This window comes from Jatrophihabitans sp., assembly GCF_036389215.1.
GTDB lineage: Bacteria > Actinomycetota > Actinomycetes > Mycobacteriales > Jatrophihabitantaceae > Jatrophihabitans_A.
In genome coordinates this window covers 1-5,063 of record NZ_DASVQG010000249.1, presented here as the reverse complement: position 1 = coordinate 5,063, position 5,063 = coordinate 1, and the positions used below count along the sequence as shown (strand labels likewise).

5 protein-coding genes are annotated in these 5,063 nt (G+C 72.8%); 2 read left to right on the top strand and 3 right to left on the bottom strand.

Going from position 1 to position 5,063, the window contains the following annotated elements:
* Positions 1 to 163: 163 nt before the first annotated feature.
* Entirely contained in the window at positions 164 to 1,015 is an 852-nt protein-coding gene (gene truA, locus VF542_RS14150) for a tRNA pseudouridine(38-40) synthase TruA (protein ID WP_408652347.1), read from the top strand.
* A 140-nt stretch (positions 1,016 to 1,155) separates the two neighbouring features.
* On the opposite strand, the gene VF542_RS14145 is transcribed toward truA, so the two are convergent.
* From VF542_RS14145 to VF542_RS14135, 3 genes are read right to left on the bottom strand one after another with little or no spacing between them, the layout of a single operon-like run.
* Positions 1,156 to 1,755 (bottom strand): RBBP9/YdeN family alpha/beta hydrolase, encoded by a 600-nt coding sequence (locus tag VF542_RS14145; RefSeq protein ID WP_408652346.1) that lies wholly within the window; start codon positions 1,753 to 1,755, stop codon positions 1,156 to 1,158.
* A 23-nt stretch (positions 1,756 to 1,778) separates the two neighbouring features.
* Positions 1,779 to 2,774, bottom strand: coding sequence for a lysoplasmalogenase family protein (locus VF542_RS14140; protein WP_408652345.1), 996 nt, complete (start codon positions 2,772 to 2,774; stop codon positions 1,779 to 1,781).
* A 48-nt stretch (positions 2,775 to 2,822) separates the two neighbouring features.
* Positions 2,823 to 4,184 carry an FAD-binding oxidoreductase gene (locus VF542_RS14135; RefSeq protein WP_408652344.1) on the bottom strand — a complete coding sequence of 454 codons (1,362 nt, stop codon included), beginning with the start codon at positions 4,182 to 4,184 and terminating at the stop codon, positions 2,823 to 2,825.
* A 56-nt stretch (positions 4,185 to 4,240) separates the two neighbouring features.
* Between VF542_RS14135 and VF542_RS14130 the strand changes: the two genes are divergently transcribed.
* Positions 4,241 to 5,063: ATP-binding cassette domain-containing protein (locus tag VF542_RS14130; RefSeq protein ID WP_408652343.1), on the top strand; the 823-nt coding region annotated here is incomplete at its 3' end.

The following is a 5,063-nucleotide window of genomic DNA, read 5'->3' as shown; positions in this document are numbered from 1 at the left end:
ACAGCGACCGACGCGATCGAGTCGGGCACGGCCGATGACGCCGTCGCCGACGCGTCGCTGACCGGTGATCCCGCAACCGAGGAGGCGGTGGCCGATGACGCCGCCGCGACCGAGGCCGCCGAGGACGAGGGCAAGTAGCCCATTACCTTTCCTCAGCAACAGCATGACTGAGCCGGACGAGCCCGCTTCCCCCACCCGGGGAGGCGGGCTCGTCCGGTTGCGGCTGGATCTGGGTTACGACGGGACCGGCTTCGCCGGCTGGGCCGTGCAGCCGGGGTTACGGACCGTCCAAGGTGTCCTGGAGGCGGCGCTGAGCATTCTGTTCCGGGCGCAACGGGTGCCGGTCGTGGTGGCCGGGCGCACGGATGCCGGGGTGCACGCCAGCGGCCAGGTGTGCCACTGCGACGTCAGCGCGGCCGACTGGGACGAGCGGCGCGACCGGATCATCCGCCGGCTTGCCGGGCTGCTGCCGCCGGATGTCAGGGTCCATTCGGCGGTGGTGGCGCCGGCGGACTTCGACGCCCGCTTCTCCGCGCTCTGGCGCCGCTACCGGTACCGGATCTGTGACGCCGACTACGGCGTGCCGCCGCTGCGCCGGGTGGACACGGCGACCTGGAAGCGCACGCTGGACGCCGGCGCGATGCACCTGGCCGGCCAGCGGCTGCTCGGCCTCAACGACTACGCCGCCTTCTGCCGGCGGCGGGAGGGCGCCACCACCGTCCGCCAGGTGCAGCAGCTGGCAGTGACCCGCACCGGTGAGCTGATCGAGATCGACGTGCAGGCCGACGCCTTCTGCCATTCGATGGTCCGCTCGCTGGTCGGCGCGCTGGCCGCGGTCGGCGCGGGCAGCAGGGACGGCGACTGGCCGCACCGGCTGCTGAGCCTGGGCCGCCGCAGCGACGAGGTTCTGGTGGCCCCGGCGCACGGGCTGACCCTGCTGGCGGTCGGCTACCCGGCCGAGGCAGGGTTGGCCGCTCGGGCCGCCGAGACCCGCGCGGTGCGAAGGACCGACTAGGCGGGGAAGGGTCGGGGCGGCTGGCCGGAAGGCAGCTGGGCCAGAAAGGCGGCTGGCCGGAAGGCAGCTGGGCCAGAAAGGCGGCTGGCCTGAAGGCAGAAGGCGGCTGGGCCAGAAAGGCGGCTAGGCCAGAAAGGCGGCTAGGCCAGGAAGGCGAGGTTGTCCCGCCCGCACCAGTCCAGCACCGCGGGCCACGGCCCGTAGCCCGAGGCGGCGGTGAGCGAGCCCGCCCCGGCGATCATGGTGGCCGCCATCTTCAGCGGAGCTCCGAAGATCTGGGCCACGCCGCCCGGGCAGTCCGGATCGTCGTCGCTGCCGACCAGCACCGTGCCGTCGGCGGCCCGGCGCAGCGCGTCCACCTGCAGCGGCACCGGGCGCAGGAAATCCCAGGCGGGCAAGGGCCGCTCAGGTGCCGGCGGGGCCACCAGCGCGACCCGCGACGGGCGTGGTGAGCTGGCGGCCTGCGCCTCGCCCGCCGCATGGTGCAGCCACAGCAAGCACGCCGCCGAGTGCGCGAGCACGTCGAACCCGTCGTCGGGCAGTCCCGCCAGGCAGTTCCGCAGTGCCGCCAGGCAGCCGGTCAGGTCCGCCGCGTCCGGAGCCGGCCAGGAAGCCAGCCGCACCTCGCGGCCGGCGCCACGCAACTGGTCGGCGAGCCAGGGCTGCCAGTCCTGGTCGCTGGCACCGAGCGGGCCCGGCAGCAGGACGGTCGGCACGGTCCGGGTCGGTCGGCGAGGCATCAGCGCAGCTTACGGTGCCCGCTTCAGCGCACCAGGCCGACCAGCAGCAGGGTCTGGGCGATGTGGTAGCTCACCGCGACCGTCAGCGGAGCCCAGCCGCGCCGAGCCACGAACCGGTCCGAGGCCAGCACCAGGTCTGAGAAGGCGAACAGCACGATGCCGGCGGCCACCCACAACGAGGTGGTCCCGATCCCGAGCACCACGGTCGAACCGAGGGCGGCGATGTAGGCAGTGACCGCGATCGTCAGCGACATGCCGCCCTCAGCCTGCGCACCGGCCAGTATCCGGTAGCCGAAGGCAAGCAGCGCCAGCAGCGCCAGCACGAGGCCGAAGCCCAGGCTGAGCGGCTCGGTGCCGTAGGCGAGCATGGCCGCGCAGTAGCAGAGGTGGCCGAGCAGGAAGCTGGCCAGCCCGGCGGCGAACAGCGCGCTGGGCGGCTCGCTGCCCGCGGCTCCGGCAGCTGCCGGTGGCCGGGCCCGGTGCGCGCCGCCGGTCGGTGCGGCAGCTGACGCCAGGGCCGCGGCTGAAACCGGGCCCGCGGCTGAAACCGGGCCCGCGGCGGAAGCCGGGACAGCTGAAACCGGGGCAGCCGCGGAAGCCGGGCCCATTGAAACCGGGGCCGTTGAGACCGGGGCCGTTGAAACCGGGGCAGCCGCGGAAGCTGGGGCCGTTGAAACCGGAGCCGTTGGAACCGGGACCGCAGCGGAAGCCGGTGCCACAGCGGAAGCCGGTGCCGCGGCGGAAGCCGGTGCCGCGGCCGGCTGTCGCACCGGCGGCTGGCCGGGCGGGGCGAAGGACAGCGCGACATCGCCGATCAGTCCGAAGCACAGTGCCAGCACCAGCCAGCCGTGCACGCCGGAGTCCCGGGGCTGCGCGGTCAGCGCCGCGGCGAGCAGGGCCAGCAGCACGGCGGGCTTGGCGCACCGCTCGAGCACCCGGGAATCGGCGGCCACCGCCGCCCAGTCCAGGCCTGCCAGGACGGTGGCGACGGCCACCCAGACCCATCCTGTGGCTGTCATGTGGCGACAGACTAGCCAGCTCCCGGTCAAGCCGGCGCTATGTGGGCATTACAACACGGCACCCGGGTTCAGAATGCCGAGCGGATCCAGGGCGTGCTTGATCCGGTGCGTCAGCGCCATCACGTCCGGGCCCAACTGGTCGGGCAACTGGGCCTTCTTCAGCCGTCCGACGCCGTGCTCGCCGGTGATGGTGCCCTCCAGCGAGATGGCCAGTGCCATGATCTCGGTGAAGGCCCTGGCGGCCCGCCCGGTCGAGGCGGGATCGGCGGCGTCGTAGACCACGATCGGATGGGTGTTGCCGTCCCCGGCGTGGGCCACGGTGGGGATCTCGATGTCGTTGCGGCGGGCGATCTCGGCGATGCCGGCCAGCAGTTCGGGCAACCGGGGCACCGGCACCCCGACGTCCTCGAGCATCAGCGAGCCGCGCCGCTCGATGGCTGGGAACGCGGCCCGCCGGGCCATGGCGAAGGCCTCGCCCTCGGCCGGGTCGTCGGTGCTGTACACCTCGTCGGCGCCGCAGGCGGCACAGGCCTCGGCGATGGCGCTGATCTCGGCAGCGGCGCCGGTGCCGGCGTCGGACTGGGCGACCAGCAGCGCGCCGGCCGTCCGGTCCAGTCCCATCGACAGGTAGTCCTCGACAGCGTTGATGGCAGCCTGGTCCATCAGCTCCAGCATCGCCGGCCGGGCCCGCCGGCTGACCTGCACCACCGCCTCGGCGGCCGCCGGCACGCTGGGGAACAGCGCCACCAGGGTGCTCGGCGGCTGCTGGGCCGGCACCAGCCGCAGGACCGCCCGGGTGATCACGCCCAGGGTGCCCTCGCTGCCGACGAACAGCTTGATCAGCGACAGGCCGGCCACGTCCTTGAGCCGGGCCCCGCCGAGGCTGATCGCGACGCCGTCGGCCAGCACCACGTCCAGGCCCAGCACGTAGTCGGTGGTGACGCCGTACTTCACGCAGCACAGCCCGCCGGCGTTGGTGGCGATGTTGCCGCCGATCGAGCAGATCTCGAACGAGGACGGATCCGGCGGGTACCACAGGCCGTGCTCGCGGGCGGCCGCCTTCACCTCGGCGTTCAACGCGCCCGGTTCCACGACGGCCACCCGGTAGTCCGGGTCGATCCGGACCGCGCGCATCCGGTCCAGGCTGATCACGATGCCACCGTCCACCGCCGACGAGCCGCCGGACAGGCCACTGCCGGCTCCTCTGGGCACCACCGGGATCCGGTACCGGCTGGCCCACCGCATCGCGGACTGAACCTCAGCGGTGCCGCGAGGGCGCACCACCGCCAGCGGCATGCCCGCCCCGGGGTCCCGGGCCCAGTCATAGCGGTAGTTCTGGATGAGCACCGGATCGGTGACCAGCGCGTCGGTGGGCAGTATGGCTGCGAGCGCGTCGAGCGGGGCGGTCATGGTGATTGATTGTGGCCCAGCGTTATGCGATTGCGTGGTGCGGGAGACTTGCCGTCGTGGGCTATCTAGATGTGCAGTCGATCCGGCACCAGCTCTCCGATGGCCGGATGCTGCTCGACGACGTGAGTTTCCGGATCGGTGAGGGCGCCAAGGCGGCCCTGGTCGGGGCCAATGGCGCGGGCAAGACGACGCTGCTGCGGCTGATCGCCGGTGATCTGGCGCCGCAGAGCGGGGCGGTGGCGCGCTCGGGCGGCCTGGGCGTGATGCGGCAGTTCATCGGCTCGGTCCGCGACAGCACCACGGTGGAGGAGTTCCTGGTGGGGCTGGCCGCACCAGCGGTCGGGCAGGCCTGGGCCGACCTCAATTCCGCGGAGCTGGCCATGATGAGCGCCGATGATGAGAAGACCCAGTTGCGCTACGCCCACGCGCTGACGCACTGGGGCGACGCCGGCGGCTACGACGCCCAGGTGCTCTGGGACACCGTGACGGTGGCCGCCATCGGCATCGCCTTCGACAACTGCAAGTACCGCGAGATCGCCACCCTGTCCGGTGGCGAGCAGAAGCGGCTGGCCCTGGAGGCGCTGCTGCGCGGGCCGGCCGAGGTGCTGTTGCTGGACGAGCCGGACAACTACCTGGACGTGCCTGGCAAGCAGTGGCTGGAGGAGCGGCTGCGCTCGACATCCAAGACCGTGCTGTTCGTCAGCCACGACCGTGAGCTGCTGGCCAACGCCGCTGATCGGGTGGTGACCCTGGAGGGCGGCACCAGCTGGGTGCACGGCGGCGGTTTCGCGTCCTACCACGAGGCCCGGGCACACCGGCACGAGCGGATGGCGGAGGTGCGACGGCGCTGGGACGAGAAGCGCGCCCGGCTGGTGGAGC